The organism is Lactobacillus sp. HMSC08B12 (genome assembly GCF_001808415.1).
Lineage (GTDB): Bacteria > Bacillota > Bacilli > Lactobacillales > Lactobacillaceae > Lactobacillus > Lactobacillus delbrueckii.
The window spans coordinates 1-2,257 of sequence record NZ_KV793188.1 but is presented as its reverse complement, the minus strand read 5'-3'; the positions used below and the strand labels follow the sequence as shown (position 1 = coordinate 2,257).

Annotated in this window: 1 protein-coding gene and 1 pseudogene; one reads left to right on the top strand and one right to left on the bottom strand. The window is 36.8% G+C overall.

Annotation, left to right across the window (positions count from 1 at the left end; all coding sequences use genetic code 11):
* Positions 1 to 29 precede the first annotated feature (29 nt).
* A pseudogene (locus HMPREF3168_RS07020) lies at positions 30 to 935 on the top strand (M13-type metalloendopeptidase); the annotation flags it as partial.
* A 71-nt stretch (positions 936 to 1,006) separates the two neighbouring features.
* Here HMPREF3168_RS07020 and HMPREF3168_RS07015 read toward each other — a convergent pair.
* A complete protein-coding gene (locus tag HMPREF3168_RS07015) occupies positions 1,007 to 2,188 on the bottom strand; it encodes an SAM-dependent methyltransferase (protein WP_003615581.1) in 1,182 nt (393 codons plus the stop codon).
* Between the last annotated feature and the right edge of the window lie 69 nt (positions 2,189 to 2,257).

Here is a 2,257-nt window from a genome sequence, read left to right as displayed (position 1 = left end):
AGTGTTCAGTTTAATTTTACAATCGGCGTAAGAAATATTTTGGTGAAGAAGCTAAACACGATGTCGAAGATATGATTCACAATATGCTTAAAGTATATGAGCAAAGAATCAATGATAATAATTGGTTATCTGAAGATACTAAGAAAAAGGCAATTATTAAATTAAGAGCTTTAGTACTTAAGATTGGTTATCCAGAAAAAATCGAAAAGATTTATGATCTTTTGCAAATTGACCCAGAAAGGAGTCTTTATGAAAATGAAGCTCAAATGGCAACGGTACGCACCAAGTATATGCTCGATAAATTAACTCAGCCAGTAGATCGCTCAGTATGGCTCATGCCAGGAAACTTGAACAATGCTTGTTATGATCCACAAAGAAATGATTTAACTTTCCCAGCTGGTATTTTGCAAGCGCCATTTTATGATATTCATCAATCCCGTGGTGCAAATTACGGTGGTATTGGTGCAACTATTGGTCATGAAGTTTCTCATGCCTTTGATAATAGTGGTGCTAAATTTGATGAACACGGAAATATGAATAACTGGTGGACTGATGAAGACTTCGCTGAATTCAATAAGCGGGTTGGCCAAATGGTTGATATTTTTGATGGCTTGCAATACGGTCCAGCTAAGATTAACGGTAAGCAAGTAGTAGGAGAAAATATTGCTGACTTGGCAGGGCTTGCTTGTGCTGTTCAAGCTGGTAAGAACGACAATGTTGATTTGAAAGACTTGTTTGAAAATTATGCAAGAAGCTGGATGCAAAAGCAACGTCCAGAAGCAATTAAAACTGAAGTGCAAGTTGACGTTCATGCACCACAACCAACTCGTGTAAATATCCCAGTTCAATGTCAAGACGATTTCTACACTGCATTTGATGTTAAGCCTGATGATGGCATGTGGCTTGATCCTGAAGATAGAATTACTATTTGGTAATTTAGACAAAATAAAAATGACTACTGGATTTTTCCAGTAGTCATTTTCCAGTAGTCATTTTTGGTTTGCACTTATTTATTATTAAGCATGTAATCACGGGTCATTGGCAAGTTCTTACCAGATAGACCCTTAGTTAAAAGATATTGTACAACATCAATGTTGCCTGATTCAAAGCTGGCAGCACATGCTTGAAGGTACATATCCCACATTCTGCAGAATCTTTCGCCCATCTTCTTTTCAATTTCAGGACGAGCATTGTTAAAGTTCTTGTCCCAAATTTCCAAAGTCCTTTGGTAGTGACGACGGAGCATTTCAACGTCACTAATTTGCAAGTGAGCTTCTTCAATTCTAGAAATAATTTCAACTAAACCTGGAATGTAACCACCTGGGAAGATGTATTTGTTAATCCAAGCATTAGTGGCACCGCCTTGTTGACGAGTAATACCATGGATTAAGGCTACACCATCGTTCTTTAAGTATTTAGCTACATCATTGAAGTATTCACCCAAGTTTTCAGAACCAACGTGTTCAAACATACCAACTGAAGTGACGTAATCCCATTGTTGATCACCTAATTTACGATAATCTTCAAGTTTAACTTCGGCAACATCTTGCAAGTTTTCGGCATAAATCTTCTTTTGAACTAACTTGTATTGTTCTTCACTCAAAGTAACACCGGTAACTTTAAGACCATATTCTTTAGCTGCAGTGAGCATCAAAGTACCCCAGCCACAACCAATATCAAGTAAAGTCTTTCCTTTTTGTGGGTGTAACTTGTTTAAAATGTGATGTACCTTGGCGATCTGAGCTTGTTCAAGATCAGCTTTATTATCGTCCGTAAAGTAAGCACATGAATAAGTCAAAGTTGGGTCAAGCCATTGTTCGTAGAAATCATTACCAATATCATAGTGACTTTGAACGTCCTCTTCACTTTGCTTTTCAGTATGTTTAGTTTTAGGCAAGAATTTACGGAATTTGGATGAACGCATGAAACTGTCGGCACTTTCGTATACGCCGTCAATTAATTTTTGAATGCTGCCATGGATTTCAATTTTCTTGTCCATGTATGCTTCACCAAGTGCTAGGGAAGCATTTCTTGTAATGTCGCCCATTGGAATTTTTTCATTGAAAACTATTTCAATTTCTGGAGTACCGTTACCATATACTTCGCTTTTACCGTCCCAATAAGTTACTTTAACGGGAAAAGGGAAGGACTTACTGAGCATCATTTTGTAAAATGTTTTTTCTAACAATGAAATTCCTCCACTAATTATTAAACCTAATTACGTATTTTAACTTAAACTTCCCACTTACAAAAGTGG